Origin of the sequence: Saccharothrix tamanrassetensis, assembly GCF_014203665.1 — a bacterium.
Lineage (GTDB): Bacteria > Actinomycetota > Actinomycetes > Mycobacteriales > Pseudonocardiaceae > Actinosynnema > Actinosynnema tamanrassetense.
In genome coordinates, this window is record NZ_JACHJN010000002.1 from 791,767 (window position 1) to 807,432 (window position 15,666).

Sequence of the window (15,666 nt, forward strand, 5' to 3'; positions counted from 1 at the left end):
GGCGTGGGAAAACTCGTGGTGATCGAGGGTCTGGACGGTGCCGGCAAGCGCACCCTCGCGAAGGCGCTGACCGACGCGCTCGCGGCCAGGGGGAGCAAGGTCGCCACCGGTGCGTTCCCCCGGTACGACGAGGACGTGCACGCCGACCTCGTCCGGGACGCGCTGCACGGCCGGCTGGGCGACCTGACCGACTCCGTGCACGGCATGTCCGTCCTCTACGCGCTCGACCGCCGGGGCGCGGCCGACCGGATCCGGCAGGACCTGGCCGACTACGACGTCGTCCTGCTCGACCGGTACATCGCCTCCAACGCCGCCTACGGCGCGGCCCGGCTCCGGCAGCACGCGGACGGCGAGTTCGTCGAGTGGCTGCGCGCGCTGGAGGTCGACCGCTTCGGGTTGCCGATCCCGGACCTCCAGCTGCTGCTGCGCGTGCCGAGCACGGTCGCGGCGGGCCGGGCCGCCCACCGGGAGACCGCCGAGCAACGCGAGCGGGACCTCTACGAGTCCGACGACGACCTCCAGAGCCGGTGCGCGATCGTGTACGACGAGCTGGCCGATGCGAACTGGCTGTCCCCGTGGGAAGTCGTGGACGGCACCGCCGACCTGCGGATGGACGGCCTGCTCGACCGGAATTTCACCCGATAGTCTCACGGAGTAACGAAACGTGACCGCCGCGCCGATGAGTCGCTGACGAATCCCGTTCGGCGAGGCGAGGTGGGGCACGTGGAACGGCGACCGAGAACGATGACCGAGCGGACGCGTGCGGCGACCAGCATCGATGAGTACTGGGCGGTGCGTGGTGGCCCGACCGTTAGTGGGACGATGTCGGGTATGAAGGCACGCGTGCTCGTGGTGGACGACGACCCCGCTCTGGCGGAGATGCTGACCATCGTGCTGCGGGGCGAGGGGTTCGATACCGCGGTGGTGGCCGATGGCGCCCGCGCGCTGCCCGCGCTGCGCGAGTTGAAACCGGACCTGGTGCTGCTCGACCTCATGCTGCCCGGCATGAACGGCATCGACGTGTGCAAGGCGATCCGCTCCGAGTCGGGCGTCCCGATCGTCATGCTGACCGCGAAGAGCGACACCGTGGACGTGGTGCTGGGCCTGGAGTCCGGCGCGGACGACTACGTGGTCAAGCCGTTCAAGCCGAAGGAACTGGTCGCGCGGATCCGCGCCCGCCTGCGCCGGACCGAGGCGGAACCCGCCGAGGTGCTCCAGATCGGCGACCTGACCATCGACGTGCCCGGCCACGAGGTGCTCCGCGAGGGCAAGCCGATCCAGCTCACGCCGCTGGAGTTCGACCTGCTGGTGGCGCTGGCCCGCAAGCCGCGCCAGGTGTTCACCCGCGAGGTGCTGCTGGAGCAGGTGTGGGGCTACCGGCACGCGGCGGACACCCGGCTGGTGAACGTCCACGTGCAGCGCCTGCGGTCCAAGGTGGAGCGCGACCCGGAGCACCCCGAGGTGGTGCTCACCGTGCGCGGCGTCGGGTACAAGGCGGGCCCTCCGTGATCGGTGCCCCATGAGCGTGCTTGATTCCGCGGTCCGCGAGTTGCGTCGTGGGATCGAGCGCGCCCGGCGCAACGGTGTCGCGTTCGGTGAGCTGTGGCGCCGCTCGCTCCAGCTGCGGGTCGTGGTCAGCACGCTGGCGCTGTCCTCGGCCGTGGTGTTCGTGCTGGGCATGGTGCTCCAGGTGCAGATCACCGGTCAGCTGCTGGAGACCAAGACCGAGGCGGCGATCCGGCAGGCCGAGGCGAGCGCGGCGGCCGTGCAGCCGGACCTGTCCGGGCTGAACCCCGGTCCGGACAGCGTGAAGTCGCGCTTCACCGCCGCCCTGAACAAGATCAACGCGGCCGGCTCCGGGCTGGACGCCGGCTCGTCCGGCGCGGGCGCGTTCGAGCCGGTGCTCTACGACCCGGTCGGCGTCGGCTCGGACGGGCTGCCCACCGCCGTGGGACCGTGGCAGGACGTGCCCGAGGGCCTGTTCAAGATGCTCGAACGGGGCAGCGCGGGCTACCAGATCCACACCGTCGAGCGCAGCACCGGCCGCACCACCCTGCTGGTGGTCGGCAAGCCGGTGAACAGCTCGGCCCGCGCCATGCACCTGTACCTGCTGTTCCCGCTGACCGGCGAGCAGGCCACCGCCGAGGTCGTGCAGTCCACGCTGGTGGTCGGCGGCGTGGTGCTGCTCCTGCTGCTCGCGGTGATCGCGAACCTGGTGACCCGGCAGGTGGTGCGCCCGGTGAGGCAGGCGGCCGAGATCGCGGAGCGGTTCGCGGACGGCAGCCTGGACGAGCGGATGCCCGTGGTCGGCGAGGACGACGTGGCGCGGCTGGCCGAGTCGTACAACGAGATGGCCGCGAGCATCCAGCGGCAGATCCACCAGCTGGAGGAGTTCGGCCAGCTCCAGCGCCGGTTCACCTCCGACGTGTCGCACGAGCTGCGCACGCCGCTGACCACCGTGCGGATGGCGGCCGACGTGCTGCACGCGTCCCGGGAGCAGTTCCCCAGCGGCCTGGCCCGGTCGACCGAGCTGCTGGTGGACGAGCTGGACCGGTTCGAGTCGCTGCTCGGCGACCTGCTGGAGATCAGCCGGCTGGACGCGGGCGTGGAGGAGCTGGCGGCCGAGCTGGTGGACATCCGGGTGCTCGCGCGGCGCGCGCACGACTCGGTGCGGGCCATCGCCAACAGCAGCGACACCACGATCGTGCTGGACCTGCCCGACCACGAGGTGACCGCCGAGCTGGACTCGCGGCGGGTGGAGCGGATCCTGCGCAACCTGCTGGCCAACGCCATCGACCACGGCGAGGGCCTGCCGGTGGAGCTGACGTTGCGCGGCGACGACGACTCGGTCGCGGTGACCGTGCGGGACCGCGGCGTGGGCCTGCGGCCGGGCGAGGCGGACCTGGTGTTCAACCGGTTCTGGCGGGCCGACCCGTCCCGCAACCGCCGCACCGGCGGGACCGGGCTGGGGCTGTCCATCAGCCTGGAGGACGCCCGGCTGCACGGCGGGTGGCTGGAGGCGTGGGGCGAGCGCGGCTACGGCGCGGTGTTCCGGCTGACCCTGCCCTGCCGGCACGGTCACGAGCTGACCTCCAGCCCGCTGCCGCTGGAGCCCCCGGACCTGCCGGCCGTCGTGCCGGAGCAGGCGCCGGAGGAGGAGCCGGCCGCCGAGGAGGTGGAGCTGACCGAGGAGGAGATCACCTGGCAGCCCGCCCAACCGGTGACCGGCGAACGCGAGGAGGTCCGGTGAAGCGGCTGGTAGCGGTGCTGGCGGGGGTGCTGGCGGTGGCCGGCTGCGCGGCGATCCCGACCCAGACCTCGCCGATCCCGGTCAACCCGTCGGCGGGCAGCGCCACCGAGGCCGCCGCCCCCAAGCCCGCCAAGGGCATCGACCCGCTCAGCCTGGTGCGCGAGTTCGTCAACGCCTCCGCCAACCCGGAGGGCGACTACGCCGCCGCCAAGGCATACCTCACCGAGGACGCCAAGAAGACCTGGGACACCAAGGCGGCGCCGACCGTCATCGACACGACGTTCAACACCGTCCCCACCGGCGGCAACCTGGCCACGGATCCCAAGCAGCGCACCGTCCTGCTGCAGGGCAAGAACGTCGGTTCCCTCGAAGTCGACAACTCGTTCGTGCAGCGGGTGGGCGACCTGACCGCGCCGGTCGGCATCGAGACCGACGAGGACGGGGAGTGGCGCATCTCGGACCCGCCGGACGGCATCTACGTGCCGCTGGTCGGTTTCCAGGCGAACTACCGCCGGGTAACCCTGTACTTCTACGACCCGGACTTCGGCGTCCTGGTGCCGGACCCGCGCTACGTGGTGGTCCCGCCGTCCACGTCGATCCCGCGCCGGGTGACGGAACTGCTGCTCAAGGGTCCTGCGGTGGGGCTGCGGGGCGCGTTGTCCACGGCGATCCCGAACGGCGCGGCGCAGCGCAAGGACACCCACGAGGCCGACGACGGCGCGCTGGAGGTCGACCTGACCAAGGTCGGCGACCTCACCGCGCAGGCGCGCAAGCTGATCGTCGCGCAGGTGGTGAAGTCGCTCGCGGGCGTGACCAGCAGCCGGATCCGCATCCTGGTGGAGGGCGCGCCGATCTCGTCCGACCAGATCGAGTGGCGGCCCGCCGACGTGCAGTCCGGCGAGGCCCTGATCACGCCGGACGCCGACCAGAGCGGCCTGGTGGTCAGCAGCGGCCAGGTGCGCCGGCTGGTCGGCGGCGAGGCCGTGAAGGGGCCGGCGGGCACCGGCGAGTACCAGGTGCAGAGCGCCGCGCAGTCGCTGGACGGCACGCAGCTGGCCGTGGTCAGCCGGGTGGACGGGAAGTCGGTGCGGCTGCGGGTGGGCAACCTGGAGGAGCCGCTGACCGCGGTGGACCTGCCCGCGTCGACGCTGACCAGGCCGACGTGGCTGCTCAGCGGCCGGGCCGGGGAGCCCAGCACCGAGGTGTGGACCGTGGTCGACGGGGTCGACGTGGTGCGGGTGGTCAAGACCGACTCCGGCTGGACGGCGAACGTGGTGAACGCCTCGGAGCTGTCGGTGTTCGGCGCCATCACCGAGCTTCGGCTGTCGCGGGACGGCACGCGGGTCGCGGCGGTGGCCGGCGGGCGGCTGATGGTGGCGGCCGTGGCGCGCGTGACGGACTCGTCGGTGTCGCTGCGCCCGCCGCGCAACCTCCAGCCGACCGTGCTGGGCACGGCGACCCTGTCGGTGGACTGGCTGGCGCAGGACGTGCTGGTGGCGAGCACGTCGCTGGTGGCCTGGCCGATCGCCAAGGTGAACATCGACGGGCTCAAGATCGAGCGGTACAACACGTCGAACCTGACCGTGCCGGTCAGCTCGGTGACCGCCGCGCCGGGGCGCAACGTGGTGGCCGTCGACCAGAGCGGGCTGTGGAGCGCGGCGGACGTCGGCGACGTGTGGCGGGCGAGCGCGGTGAAGGTCGATTCGGGCGCGCAGGCTTTCTATCCGGGCTGAAACCTGAGACTCTGCCGAGGAGCCCTCTCAGTTTCGCCCGCCACCCGCCGAGAATTGTCAGACCCCGCCGGCAACCTCGATCACGTGCTGATCAACCTGCTGTTCCCACCCTGTTGCGCGGGCTGTCGAACCGAGGGCGCGCGGTGCTGTGCGCGCTGCCTCGCGGCGTTCGGTGCGCCGAGGCGAGTCCCGGTGCCGGGGAAAGGCCCGCCGGTGTTCGCGTTGGCGGATTACGCCGGCGCGGCCAGGGAACTCGTGCTCGCGTTCAAAGAGCGCGGGCGGCGCGACCTCGCACTGGTGTTCGGTGCGCTCGTGGCGGCGGCCGTGCCCGTGCTCCCGGTCCGGTATCCGGGCGGACCCGGGAATTGGTGGTTGGTGCCCGCGCCATCACGCCGTGCAGCCGTTCGGCAGCGCGGTGGCTCCCACTTGCTGAGACTCGCGCGGGCTTCCGGACTTCCGGTGGCGCCCGCGTTGGCGTTCTCGTCCGGCGTGGCGGACTCCGTCGGCCTGGACGAGGCCGCCCGCCGCGCCAACCTGGCGGGCCGGGTGCGTCTGGTCCGGGGCGGTCTGCCGCCGCCCGGAGCGCCCGTCGTGGTGCTGGACGACGTGGTCACGACGGGTGCGACGGCATCGGCGTGCGCTTCGGTGTTGCAGCTGGCCGGATTCCGGGTAACCGCGACTTTGACGCTGACAACGGCCCGCCGAAGCCACCCACACGAGTGATTCCGGCCGGGAACCTGACGGGGCGTTCGGCCGTTGGCCGGGTATGACCCGCGAGCGGAGGCCGTTCGACGCAGTCGCCTTGCCGACAGGTGTCGGCAGGTGCCTGGGCCGAACGGGTGAGCCGTCGTCAACGCGTCGTCCCAGTGCGCCCGCCTGGGGCACGGCCGGTGCCGGATTTTCGTCGCTGAGCGTCACGATCGGAAAATCATGGAGTTCCCCCGCCCCGGGGGCTGTCGCAGCGGCGAATACCGGGCTAACGTGCACCGCTATCAGCGTTCCCGGCACGCGGGGAGGAGGCGAACAGCCCATGACCCTGGCGCCGGTGGAGCGCTGAGGACAACCCTCAGCGACAACTCGCGAAGGCGATCGCGAGACCGGTGCCGCAGCGATCCAATGCCATAGCTCGCAACAACGCGAGGAGGTCGTGTATGGACATCGTCGTTAAGGGCCGCAACGTCGAGGTGCCCGATCACTACCGGGTCCACGTCGGCGAGAAGCTGGCCAGGCTCGAGCGATACGACCGCAAGGTCATCCGCTTCGACGTGGAACTGTTCCACGAGCCGAACCGCAGGCAGTCCAAGAACTGCCAGCGGGTCGAGATCACGGGCAAAGGACGTGGCCCGGTAGTCCGATCCGAAGCGTGTGCGGGCGACTTCTACGCCGCCCTGGACGCCGCGGTCGCCAAGCTCGAGAACCGGTTGCGCCGCTCGCATGACCGCAGGCGCGTGCACCACGGGCGACGGGGCCCGACATCGGTCGCCGAGGCGACCAGCGGCCTGGGGGCGACGCTCCCCCCGGCCCGAACCGACCACGACGGACAGGCGCAGGGCATGTGGCTGGGGCACACCGCGGTGCTCGAAGCCGCGGCCGAGCCCGACCCGGCCCACGAGGGCATGGCGGAAGTGCCCGCGCAGCAACGCTGGGACGAGGGCATCGAAGACAACCTGCCCGGCCAGATCGTGCGCGAGAAGGAGCACACCGCGAAGCCGATGACCGTGGACCAGGCGCTCTACGAGATGGAACTGGTCGGTCACGACTTCTACCTGTTCTCGGACGCCGACTGCGGACGTCCCAGCGTCGTCTACCGCCGAAAGGGATTCGACTACGGCGTGATCAGGCTGGCCTGAGGGAGCCGGCCCCCGACAACCTTCGCGGCCCCCGGCGCACCTCTGCGCGCCGGGGGGTCGTGACCCCCATCCGCACCGAGCCGCACCGTCCCAGGGAGCGCCACGGCCGAGCCCCGCGACGCTCCACTGGGCGACTACCGCGCCGCTGCACAACCCCACGCCCTGAACCAGCCTGCGCCGCCACACCGGCCCACGCCCCGAGCTGTGGCCCTCGCCGCCATACCGAGCCGTGCCGCACCGGTCCGAACCCGGCCGAACCGAGCAGTGCCGCGCCCCGGTCGCATCGGACCGTGTCGCACCGGGCCGTGCCGGGCCGTGCCACGTCGAGCCGCACCAGGCCGCGCCACATCGGCCCGAATCCGGCCGAAACGAGCAGTACCGCGCCCCGGCCGTGCCGCACCGGGCCGAGCCGTGCCGCACCGGGGCGGATTGAGGCGCACCGAGCCGAACGTGCCGAGCGGACCGGCCGTGCCGCGTCTGGTCAACGGCGTGCGAGCCCGACTGATGACGTCCGGGCCGTTCCAGCGCCCGCCGCACCCGCCTACCCCGCATGTCGCCGCACTACGGGTTCACCCGGATGTCACACCTTCGAGCGGAAGGTTCGACGCCCCGGAGCCCACGAACGGGCCCACCGCGCACCGCGGCGAAGCCCCGGACCGGACGCGGGTGTCCAGCACGAACAGGGCCGGGGGAGCGACGTCGCGCCGGCGGACCCGGCCCAACCTGGAGCGCAGCACCACGGGCGGCGACAGGGGGAAACGCAGTGGCCGACGCCACCCCTCCAATACCGGCCGCACGGTGTTCCGCACCCCTTCCTACCTGTGTCTGTGCACACACCTTCACGACTTGCCTACGATGGCGGGTGGTGTTGGCTCGTCATGGCCGTGGCGAGCCGGTGGAAGGCGCCTCCCCCGAGGCGCGTCGCGATGAGGTAATGAGGTCGACCAGAGATGGTGCTGTCCCGACTGCTCCGCGCCGGCGAAGGCAAGATGCTCAAGCGCCTGCGCAACATCGCAGCGCACATCAACAACCTCGAAGACGACGTCGTCGACCTCTCCGACGCCGAGCTGAGGGCGAAAACCGAGTCGTTCCGCAAGCGCTACGCCGACGGCGAGACGCTCGACGAGCTGCTGCCGGAGGCGTTCGCGGTGGTCCGCGAGGGTGCCAAGCGCACGCTCGGCCAGCGGCACTTCGACGTGCAGCTGATGGGCGGCGCGGCGCTGCACCTCGGGCAGATCGCCGAGATGCGGACCGGTGAGGGCAAGACCCTGACCTCGGTGCTGCCCGCGTACCTCAACGCGATCGCGGGCGAGGGCGTGCACGTCGTCACGACCAACGACTACCTGGCCAAGCGCGACGCGGAGTGGATGGGCCGCATCCACCGCTTCCTCGGCCTCACGGTCGGCGTGATCCTCTCCGAGATGACGCCCGAGCAGCGGCGGGTCGCCTACCACGCCGACATCACCTACGGCACGAACAACGAGTTCGGCTTCGACTACCTGCGCGACAACATGGCGTGGAGCCGGGACGAGATGGTCCAGCGCGGCCACTTCTTCGCGATCGTCGACGAGGTCGACTCGATCCTCATCGACGAGGCCCGCACGCCGCTGATCATCTCCGGCCCGGCCGACCAGTCGTCCCGCTGGTACGTGGAGTTCGCCCGGCTGTCCACCCGGATGAAGAAGGACGTCCACTACGAGGTGGACGAGCGCAAGCGCACCATCGGCGTGTCCGAGGCGGGCGTGCAGTACATCGAGGACCAGCTCGGCATCGAGAACCTGTACGACTCGACCAACACGCCGCTGGTCGGGTACCTGCAGAACTCGATCAAGGCCAAGGAGCTGTTCACCAAGGACAAGGACTACATCGTCCGCAACGGCGAGGTCCTGATCGTCGACGAGTTCACCGGCCGCGTGCTGGCCGGCCGCCGCTACAACGAGGGCATGCACCAGGCCATCGAGGCCAAGGAGGGGGTGGAGATCAAGGCGGAGAACCAGACGCTCGCCACGATCACCCTCCAGAACTACTTCCGGCTCTACGGCAAGCTCGGCGGCATGACCGGTACCGCCGAGACCGAGGCGGCCGAGTTCCACCAGACCTACAAGCTGGGCGTCGTGCCGATCCCGACGAACCGGCCGATGCAGCGGCAGGACGAGGCCGACCTCGTCTACAAGACGGAGGAGGCGAAGTTCGACGCGGTCGCCGACGACATCGCCGAACGGCACGAGAAGGGCCAGCCGGTGCTGGTCGGCACGACCAGCGTCGAGCGCTCCGAGTACCTGTCGAAGCTGCTGGTGCAGCGCGGCATCCCGCACGAGGTGCTGAACGCCAAGCACCACGACCGGGAGGCGCTGATCATCGCGAAGGCGGGCCGCAAGGGCGCCGTCACGGTCGCCACCAACATGGCCGGTCGCGGTACCGACATCGTGCTGGGCGGCAACCCGGACATCATCGCCGACCACGAGCTGCGCGAGCGGGGCCTGGACCCGGTGGAGGCGCCGGAGGAGTACGAGGCCGCCTGGTCGAAGCTGATCGAGGACATCACCACCGAGGTCAAGGCCGAGGCGGAGGAGGTCCGCGAGGCGGGCGGGCTGTACGTGCTGGGCACCGAGCGGCACGAGTCGCGGCGCATCGACAACCAGCTGCGCGGTCGGTCCGGCCGGCAGGGCGACCCCGGCGAGTCGCGGTTCTACCTGTCGCTCAAGGACGAGCTGATGCGCCGGTTCAACGCGGCCATGGTGGAGACCGTGATGACCCGGCTGAAGGTGCCGGACGACGTGCCGATCGAGCACAAGATGGTCACCCGCGCCATCCGGTCCGCGCAGACCCAGGTCGAGCAGCAGAACTTCGAGATCCGCAAGAACGTCCTCAAGTACGACGAGGTGATGAACGAGCAGCGCAAGGTGATCTACGCCGAGCGCCGCCGCGTGCTCGACGGCGAGGACCTGCGGGAGCAGGTCGAGCACATGATCACCGGCGTGGTCGGCGACTACGTGGACGGCGCGACCGCCGACGGCTACGCCGAGGACTGGGACCTGGACCAGCTGTGGACGGCGCTCAAGACGCTGTACCCGATCACGCTGGACTACAAGGAGCTGCTGGAGGCCGACGACGAGGACCTCACCAAGGAGTCCTTGAAGGCGAAGCTCCAGGCGGACGCGCTGGCCGCGTACGACGCCCGGGAGGCCGAGATCGACGGCCGGGTCGGTCCGGGCGCGATGCGCGAGCTGGAGCGCCGCGTGCTGCTGTCCGTGCTGGACCGCAAGTGGCGCGAGCACCTGTACGAGATGGACTACCTCAAGGAAGGCATCGGCCTGCGCGCCATGGCGCAGCGCGACCCGCTGATCGAGTACCAGCGGGAGGGCTTCGACATGTTCAACGGCATGCTCGACGCGCTGCGCGAGGAGACGGTCGGCTTCCTGTTCAACCTCCAGGTGGAGGCCGCCGAGCCGGAGCCCGCCCAGGAGCCCCCGGTGCAGGTGTCGATCGCGGCCGGTGCCGGTCCGCTGACCGGCAGCCGGGCCCGTGCCCGGGCGGCTGCCGCGGCGGCGGCCCAGCAGGAGGCCCCGGCCCCCGAGGCCCCGGCCGGTCCGGCGCTGGCCCAGCTGGCCAGCGGCAACGCCATCCCGCCCGCGCTGCGCGGCAAGGGCCTGGACCAGCGGGGTGGTCAGCAGGGCCTGACCTACAGCGGTCCGTCGGAGAGCGGTGACGCGGAGACCAGCGACAACCCCGCGCAGCGCGGTGGTGGCGGTGGCGCCTCCCGCAAGGAACGCCGTGCGGCGGCCCGTGCGCAGGAGAAGGCGAACCGCAAGGGCCCGCGCCAGTAGGTCCTGCGCCGGCGGTTCTTCCGATTCGGCGGATGCCGCCGGACCCACCGGGGTCCGGCGGCATCCGCCGTTTCCGGGGGAGTGCCGGCGAAGCGCTACGGCAGCAGGTGGAATTCCGTGCACCGCCAGCAGTCGCCGCGCCACTCGATCCGGGCGGCCAGCGCGCGGACCCTTCCCCGCCGGGTCACCACCACCCCGGCCAGTTCGGTGACCTCCCCCGATATCCGGCACAGCCGGACGCCGTCCAGCCGGACCCCCTGGCCGGACGACCGCGCACGGCCCACCTCGGCCGCCGCCGGCGCGGTGAGCACCCCGGTCAGCTGCGCGAGCGGCCGGCGACCGTCCACCGCCTCCACCACGGCCGCCACCAGCCGGCGCACCGTGGTGGTCTGGCGGTCGGCGCACGGCCTGCGGGCGCGCAGCTTCCGGGTCGGGGATGACATGCTGAACGGAGCGGACCCGCCACGGCGGCGTACCGGGATCACCTGCTGGAGGTAGGTGTGCGCGGGCTGGTGTTGGACTTCGGTGGGGTGCTCACGGACTTCGGCGACGACCCCGGTGACGACTTCGGCGGCGACTTCGGCGGCGACCCCGGTGCGACCCTGCCGCCGCTGGCCGAGGTGGCGGGGTCGCTGCGGCGGCGTGGCGTGCGCACGGCGATCCTGTCCAACGCGGACGGGCTGTGGGCCCCGCCGGTCGAGTGGCAGGACCTGTTCGACGTCGTGGTGACCTCCGGGGAGGTGGGGTTCGCCAAGCCGGACCGGCGCAGCTACCTGCTGGCCGCCGAACGGCTCGGTCTCGCGCCGCAGGACTGCGTGTTCGTCGACGACCTCGCGGTCAACGTCCGGGGCGCGGCGGCGGCCGGCATGGTGGGCGTGCACCACCGGTCGGTGCGGTCCACCCTCGCGGAACTGGAAATCCTGCTGGCGGTACCCCTCCTGGGCTGAGCGCGGCCCAGCGGTGACGTTCCGCTGCGGTATTCCACCCTGGCGGTGAATTGTCGGTAATCCGCGCGCCGACGTACGTTCGGCACGGTCACGCCCGCCACGAGTCGTCGGCAGCGCGATGCCGGGGCGGGTCGACCGGGACGGCGCACGCCGACGGCCATCGCGTCGGTGGTTCGTGACGCCGGATCGGCCCGTCGTGAAGCGGCGCGGGTGTCGGAGTGGCCCTCCGGCGCCCGCGCCGTATTTCGCCGCTCACCGCCCGGCGCGCCGCCGGACGACCTCGAAGCACAGCACGGCCGCCGCACTGGCCACGTTCAGCGACTCGACGCCCGCCGCCATCGGGATCGACAGCCACCCGGTCACGTGCGACCGCACGTCGTCGGAGATCCCGGCGGTCTCGCTGCCCAGCACGTACGCGGCCCGCTCGGGCAGGTCCGCGGTGTAGAGGGAGTCGCGCGCGTTCGCGTCCAGCGCGTAGATCGGGTACCCGGCGGCGCTCAGCTCGGCCGCCGCCTCACCGGCCGTGGCGCACTTCAGCACCGGCGCCCGGAACGCCACCCCGGCCGACGCCTTGACCACCAGCGGGTCGATCGAGGCGACGCCCCGACGGGGCACGACGATGCCGTCCATGCCGGCGGCGGTCGCGGTGCGCAGGATCATGCCGACGTTCGCGGGCGTCGTGATGCCGTCCAGCAGCAGGATCCCGCGTGGCCGCTGCTCCAGCGCGTGTGCCAGCGGAAGCATCCGGGGTGCCACCACGTCCGCGAGAACGCCCTGGTCGTGCCGCCCGTTGCCGGCCAGCACCTTCACCCGCTGGGCCGTGGCCCGCTGCACCTTCACCCCCCGGCGGCCGGCGGCGTCCAGGATCTCCTTCGCCGCCGGACCACGAGCCCCTTCGGCCAGCAGCACCTTGTCCACCTCCAGCCGAGGGTCGTCCAGGGCTTCCAGCACGGGCTTGCGGCCGTAGACGGTGACGAAGCGGTCTTTGGGCGAGATCTCCACCGCGTCATCTTGCCGCGCCCCCCGCGTGGCGGCGTGGCCGCCCGGCAGTCGCGGCCACGCGGAACAGCGTCCTCCATCCAATGGGGGCTTGTTTCCGCGCTGTCAATGATGATGATCGTCACATGACCCCGCGCGACGAGGCGCACTGTCTGCTGGCCAGCGGCCGGGAGGCGGACGTCTACCTGCGGCCGGACGGCCTGCTGCTCAAACGCAGCCGCACCGGTCGCGACGCCGAGCCCGAGGCCCGCCTGATGCGCTACCTCGGCGCGCGCGGCATACCGGTGCCCAGGGTGCACGACGCCTCGGCGGCGGACCTGGTCATGGAGTACGTCCCCGGCCCGCGCATGTCGCAGGAGCTGGACGCCAAGCCGTGGCGCGCGGGCGCTCTCGGCCGGGAGCTCGCCGACCTGCACCGCAGGCTGGACGAGGTCCAGGCGCCCGACTTCCTGCCCGGCGAGGGCCGCCTGCTGCACCTGGACCTGCACCCCGGCAACGTCGTCCTCGGCCCGGCCGGACCGGTGGTGGTCGACTGGGCCTGCGCGCAGAAGGGCGACCGCAGGGTGGACGTCGCGCTGAGCTGGCTGGCGATCGCGGTGGCCCCGCTGCGGCCGTTCAAGCGGCTCGCCCGGTCACGGCTGACGCGCGGCTTCCTGTCCGGCGTGGACCGCGAGGTGCGCAGGGCGATGCCGGCCGCCGCGGAGATCCGGCTGGCCCGGCACACCCGCGACCCGATCGAGGTCAGCGCCGTGCACCGGCTCGTGGCGAGCTGCAGCGGCTAGCCTGGACCGCATGCCCGACCGCCTGTCCGTGCTGGACGCCTCGTTCCTGTACCTGGAGGACTCCACGACGCCGATGCACGTCGGTGGGGTGGCGGTGTTCCGCAGGCCGAAGGCGGGTTTCGACTACGACGGGCTGGTCGACCTGATCGAGCAGCGGCTGGCGCTGGTGCCGCGCTACCGGCAGAAGGTCGTGCACGTGCCCGGCCGGCTGGCCCGCCCGGTGTGGGTGGACGACCCGGACTTCGACGTGACCTACCACGTGCGCCGGTCCGCGCTGCCCAAGCCGGGCACCGACCAGCAGCTGCACGACCTGGTGGCCCGGCTGATGTCCCGCCCGCTCGACCACACCCGCCCGCTGTGGGAGGTCTACCTGGTGGAGGGCCTGGGCCGGAACCGGTCGGCGGTGATCACCAAGACCCACCAGGCGATGGTGGACGGCATCGGCGCGCCGGAGATCGGCCAGGTCATGCTGGACGTGTCGGCGACGCCGCGGGGACCGGTGGAGGCGCTGTGGATGCCGCAGCCCGAGCCGAGCGGCCTGCAGCTGGTCGCGGACGCGGTCGCCGAGGTCGTGCAGCGGCCCGGTGAGCTGGTGGAGAACGTCCGGTCGGCCGCGATGGACACGGTCGCCACGGTGCGCAAGGTCGCGGGTGCGCTGGGCGGGCTCGCGTCGGCGGTCCGCACGGCCGCCACCCCCGCGCCGGGCAGCCCCCTGAACGTCCGCATCTCGCCGCAGCGCCGGTTCGCGGTGGCCCGGACCCGCCTGGACGACTTCCGCGCCATCCGCCGGACCCACGGCGGCACAGTCAACGACGGCGTGCTGGCCGTGCTGGCCGGTGCGCTGCGCAACTGGCTGCTGTCGCGGGGCGAGATCGTCACCGCGCAGACCACCATGCGCGCGATGGCCCCGATGTCCGTCCGGGACGGCGACGCGAACGGCAGCCAGGTGGTGGCGTACCTGGTGGACCTGCCGGTCGGCGAACCCAACCCGGCCGTGCGGCTGCACCACGTCAGCCACGCGATGCGCGCCCACCAGGAGTCCGGCCAGCAGGTGGCGGCGCAGACCCTGGTGAAGTTCTCCGGCTTCGCGCCGCCGACCCTGCACGCGTTGGGCGCGCGGGCGGCCAGCTCGTTCTCCCGGCGGCTGTTCAACGTGGTGGTGACCAACGTGCCCGGTCCCCAGGTGCCGCTGTACGCGGCGGGGGCGAAGATGATCGAGATGTTCCCGGTTGTGCCCCTGGCCAAGAGCCAGGCTCTGGCGATCGGCGTCACCTCGTACGACGGTGGTGTGTACTTCGGCCTGAACGCCGACCGGGACGCGATGTCCGATGTGGACGTCCTCGCGGCGATGGTCGAGGAGTCGGTGGAGGAACTGATGGGAACGGTGTCTCAATGAGGGTGTACCTGCCGGCGACCGTCGCGATGCTGCGCGACATGCTGGAGCGCGGCGAGTTCACCCCGGTCGGTGGCACCGGCTTCGCGCTGACTCCCGCGCTGCGCGAGTCCTACGCGACCGGCGACACGGAGGAGCTGGAGTACTCGGCGATGCTCGACGCGGCGCGTGCGTCGCTGCGGCTGCTGGCGGCGGAGGACAAGGCGGTGCCGCGCCGGGCGGTCGTGTCGGTGGACGTGGCGGACGTGAAGCTCCGCCCGGACCTGGACTTCTCGGTGGTCAAGATCGTCGGGGCGGTGCCGCTGAAGGACATCGCGGCGATCCACCTGGACACCGCCGAGGCCGAGGACGCGGTCCGGGACGCCGCGGAGGTGATCGACGCGGCCGACCTGGGCGACCCCGACGCCGAGTTCGCGCTCGGCGAGGCCGAGGACCACGAGCTGGCCTGGTACGCCGTCCAGGAACTCCCCTTCGCCTTGGACCTGATGTAACCCCCACTCCTCACATGCCGGGGGCGGGCTCCCAGAGCTCGACCCGGTTGCCCTCCGGGTCGACCACCCAGCCGAACCGGCCGAACTCCGAGTCCTCGGTCTGCGGCAGCACCTCGACGCCCCGCTCGCGCAGCCGGCCCAGCAGCGCGGCCAGGTCGTCGACGCGCAGGTTGAGCATGGCGCGCTGCCCCGGCTCGCCGAAGTAGTCGGTGTCCTGCGCGAACAGCGCGAACGTGGTCGTCTCCGCCGCCTCCCAGTGGAACGTCACCGCGCCGTGGTCGTTCATCGGCACGCCGAGGTGCTCGCGGTACCACCCGGCCAACCGCACGGGGTTGCGGGCGCGCAGGAACACCCCGCCGATGCCGGTCACTTTCGCCACGGCTGCGCACCGTAC

The 15,666-nt window shown here is 72.0% G+C and carries 14 protein-coding genes; 11 read left to right on the forward strand and 3 right to left on the reverse strand.

The genetic code is table 11. The features are described 5' to 3' along the window. The first annotated feature begins 3 nt into the window (after positions 1-3). The 7 genes from FHS29_RS08635 (at position 4) to secA (ending at position 10,660) form a co-directional block, all read left to right on the forward strand. Positions 4-645 (forward strand): dTMP kinase, encoded by a 642-nt coding sequence (locus tag FHS29_RS08635; protein WP_184689829.1) that lies wholly within the window; start codon positions 4-6, stop codon positions 643-645. 186 nt (positions 646-831) lie between these two features. Continuing rightward, positions 832-1,509: an MtrAB system response regulator MtrA gene (gene mtrA / locus FHS29_RS08640; RefSeq protein ID WP_015104936.1), complete on the forward strand. Its 678-nt coding sequence runs from the start codon at positions 832-834 to the stop codon at positions 1,507-1,509. 10 nt (positions 1,510-1,519) lie between these two features. Next, the gene (gene mtrB, locus FHS29_RS08645; protein WP_184689832.1) at positions 1,520-3,250 is read left to right on the forward strand and encodes an MtrAB system histidine kinase MtrB; all 1,731 of its coding nucleotides are present in this window, start codon (positions 1,520-1,522) and stop codon (positions 3,248-3,250) included. Next, positions 3,247-4,983 (forward strand): LpqB family beta-propeller domain-containing protein, encoded by a 1,737-nt coding sequence (locus FHS29_RS08650; protein ID WP_184689833.1) that lies wholly within the window; start codon positions 3,247-3,249, stop codon positions 4,981-4,983. Before mtrB ends, FHS29_RS08650 begins: the two co-directional genes overlap by 4 nt. Positions 4,984-5,175: 192 nt before the next feature. Further along, positions 5,176-5,706 (forward strand): ComF family protein, encoded by a 531-nt coding sequence (locus tag FHS29_RS08655; RefSeq protein WP_312864822.1) that lies wholly within the window; start codon positions 5,176-5,178, stop codon positions 5,704-5,706. A 428-nt stretch (positions 5,707-6,134) separates the two neighbouring features. Then, positions 6,135-6,833 (forward strand): ribosome hibernation-promoting factor, HPF/YfiA family, encoded by a 699-nt coding sequence (gene hpf / locus FHS29_RS08660; protein ID WP_184689835.1) that lies wholly within the window; start codon positions 6,135-6,137, stop codon positions 6,831-6,833. Positions 6,834-7,783: 950 nt separating this feature from the next. Further along, positions 7,784-10,660 carry a preprotein translocase subunit SecA gene (gene secA / locus FHS29_RS08665; RefSeq protein ID WP_184689836.1) on the forward strand — a complete coding sequence of 959 codons (2,877 nt, stop codon included), beginning with the start codon at positions 7,784-7,786 and terminating at the stop codon, positions 10,658-10,660. Between the two features lie 95 nt (positions 10,661-10,755). On the opposite strand, the gene FHS29_RS08670 is transcribed toward secA, so the two are convergent. After that, the gene (locus FHS29_RS08670) at positions 10,756-11,103 is read right to left on the reverse strand and encodes an Rv3235 family protein (protein ID WP_184689837.1); all 348 of its coding nucleotides are present in this window, start codon (positions 11,101-11,103) and stop codon (positions 10,756-10,758) included. Between the two features lie 57 nt (positions 11,104-11,160). On the opposite strand from FHS29_RS08670, the gene FHS29_RS08675 reads away from it, so the two are divergent. Further along, positions 11,161-11,607: an HAD-IA family hydrolase gene (locus tag FHS29_RS08675; protein WP_312864823.1), complete on the forward strand. Its 447-nt coding sequence runs from the start codon at positions 11,161-11,163 to the stop codon at positions 11,605-11,607. A 252-nt stretch (positions 11,608-11,859) separates the two neighbouring features. On the opposite strand, the gene FHS29_RS08680 is transcribed toward FHS29_RS08675, so the two are convergent. Further along, positions 11,860-12,609 carry a TrmH family RNA methyltransferase gene (locus tag FHS29_RS08680; protein WP_184689838.1) on the reverse strand — a complete coding sequence of 250 codons (750 nt, stop codon included), beginning with the start codon at positions 12,607-12,609 and terminating at the stop codon, positions 11,860-11,862. A 122-nt stretch (positions 12,610-12,731) separates the two neighbouring features. Between FHS29_RS08680 and FHS29_RS08685 the strand changes: the two genes are divergently transcribed. Genes FHS29_RS08685 through FHS29_RS08695 form a run of 3 tightly spaced genes read left to right on the forward strand, consistent with a single transcriptional unit; the run spans position 12,732 to position 15,272 of the window. Beyond that, complete coding sequence (locus FHS29_RS08685) at positions 12,732-13,388, forward strand: phosphotransferase (RefSeq protein WP_184689839.1); 657 nt, start codon at positions 12,732-12,734, stop codon at positions 13,386-13,388. A gap of 10 nt (positions 13,389-13,398) precedes the next feature. Beyond that, on the forward strand, positions 13,399-14,784 hold the full coding sequence (locus FHS29_RS08690) for a WS/DGAT/MGAT family O-acyltransferase (RefSeq protein WP_184689840.1): 1,386 nt from the start codon (positions 13,399-13,401) through the stop codon (positions 14,782-14,784). After that, positions 14,781-15,272: a DUF6912 family protein gene (locus tag FHS29_RS08695; RefSeq protein WP_184689841.1), complete on the forward strand. Its 492-nt coding sequence runs from the start codon at positions 14,781-14,783 to the stop codon at positions 15,270-15,272. Before FHS29_RS08690 ends, FHS29_RS08695 begins: the two co-directional genes overlap by 4 nt. A 10-nt stretch (positions 15,273-15,282) precedes the next feature. On the opposite strand, the gene FHS29_RS08700 is transcribed toward FHS29_RS08695, so the two are convergent. Beyond that, positions 15,283-15,651, reverse strand: coding sequence for a VOC family protein (locus FHS29_RS08700; RefSeq protein WP_312864824.1), 369 nt, complete (start codon positions 15,649-15,651; stop codon positions 15,283-15,285). Between the last annotated feature and the right edge of the window lie 15 nt (positions 15,652-15,666).

Bases quoted from the DNA above. Each gene is read 5' to 3' on its own strand.
- mtrA (WP_015104936.1), top strand. From the start codon at position 832: ATGAAGGCACGCGTGCTCGTGGTGGACGACGACCCCGCTCTGGCGGAG.
- mtrB (WP_184689832.1), top strand. From the start codon at position 1,520: ATGAGCGTGCTTGATTCCGCGGTCCGCGAGTTGCGTCGTGGGATCGAG.
- hpf (WP_184689835.1), top strand. From the start codon at position 6,135: ATGGACATCGTCGTTAAGGGCCGCAACGTCGAGGTGCCCGATCACTAC.
- secA (WP_184689836.1), top strand. From the start codon at position 7,784: ATGGTGCTGTCCCGACTGCTCCGCGCCGGCGAAGGCAAGATGCTCAAG.
- FHS29_RS08670 (WP_184689837.1), bottom strand. From the start codon at position 11,103: ATGTCATCCCCGACCCGGAAGCTGCGCGCCCGCAGGCCGTGCGCCGAC.
- FHS29_RS08685 (WP_184689839.1), top strand. From the start codon at position 12,732: ATGACCCCGCGCGACGAGGCGCACTGTCTGCTGGCCAGCGGCCGGGAG.
- FHS29_RS08690 (WP_184689840.1), top strand. From the start codon at position 13,399: ATGCCCGACCGCCTGTCCGTGCTGGACGCCTCGTTCCTGTACCTGGAG.
- FHS29_RS08695 (WP_184689841.1), top strand. From the start codon at position 14,781: ATGAGGGTGTACCTGCCGGCGACCGTCGCGATGCTGCGCGACATGCTG.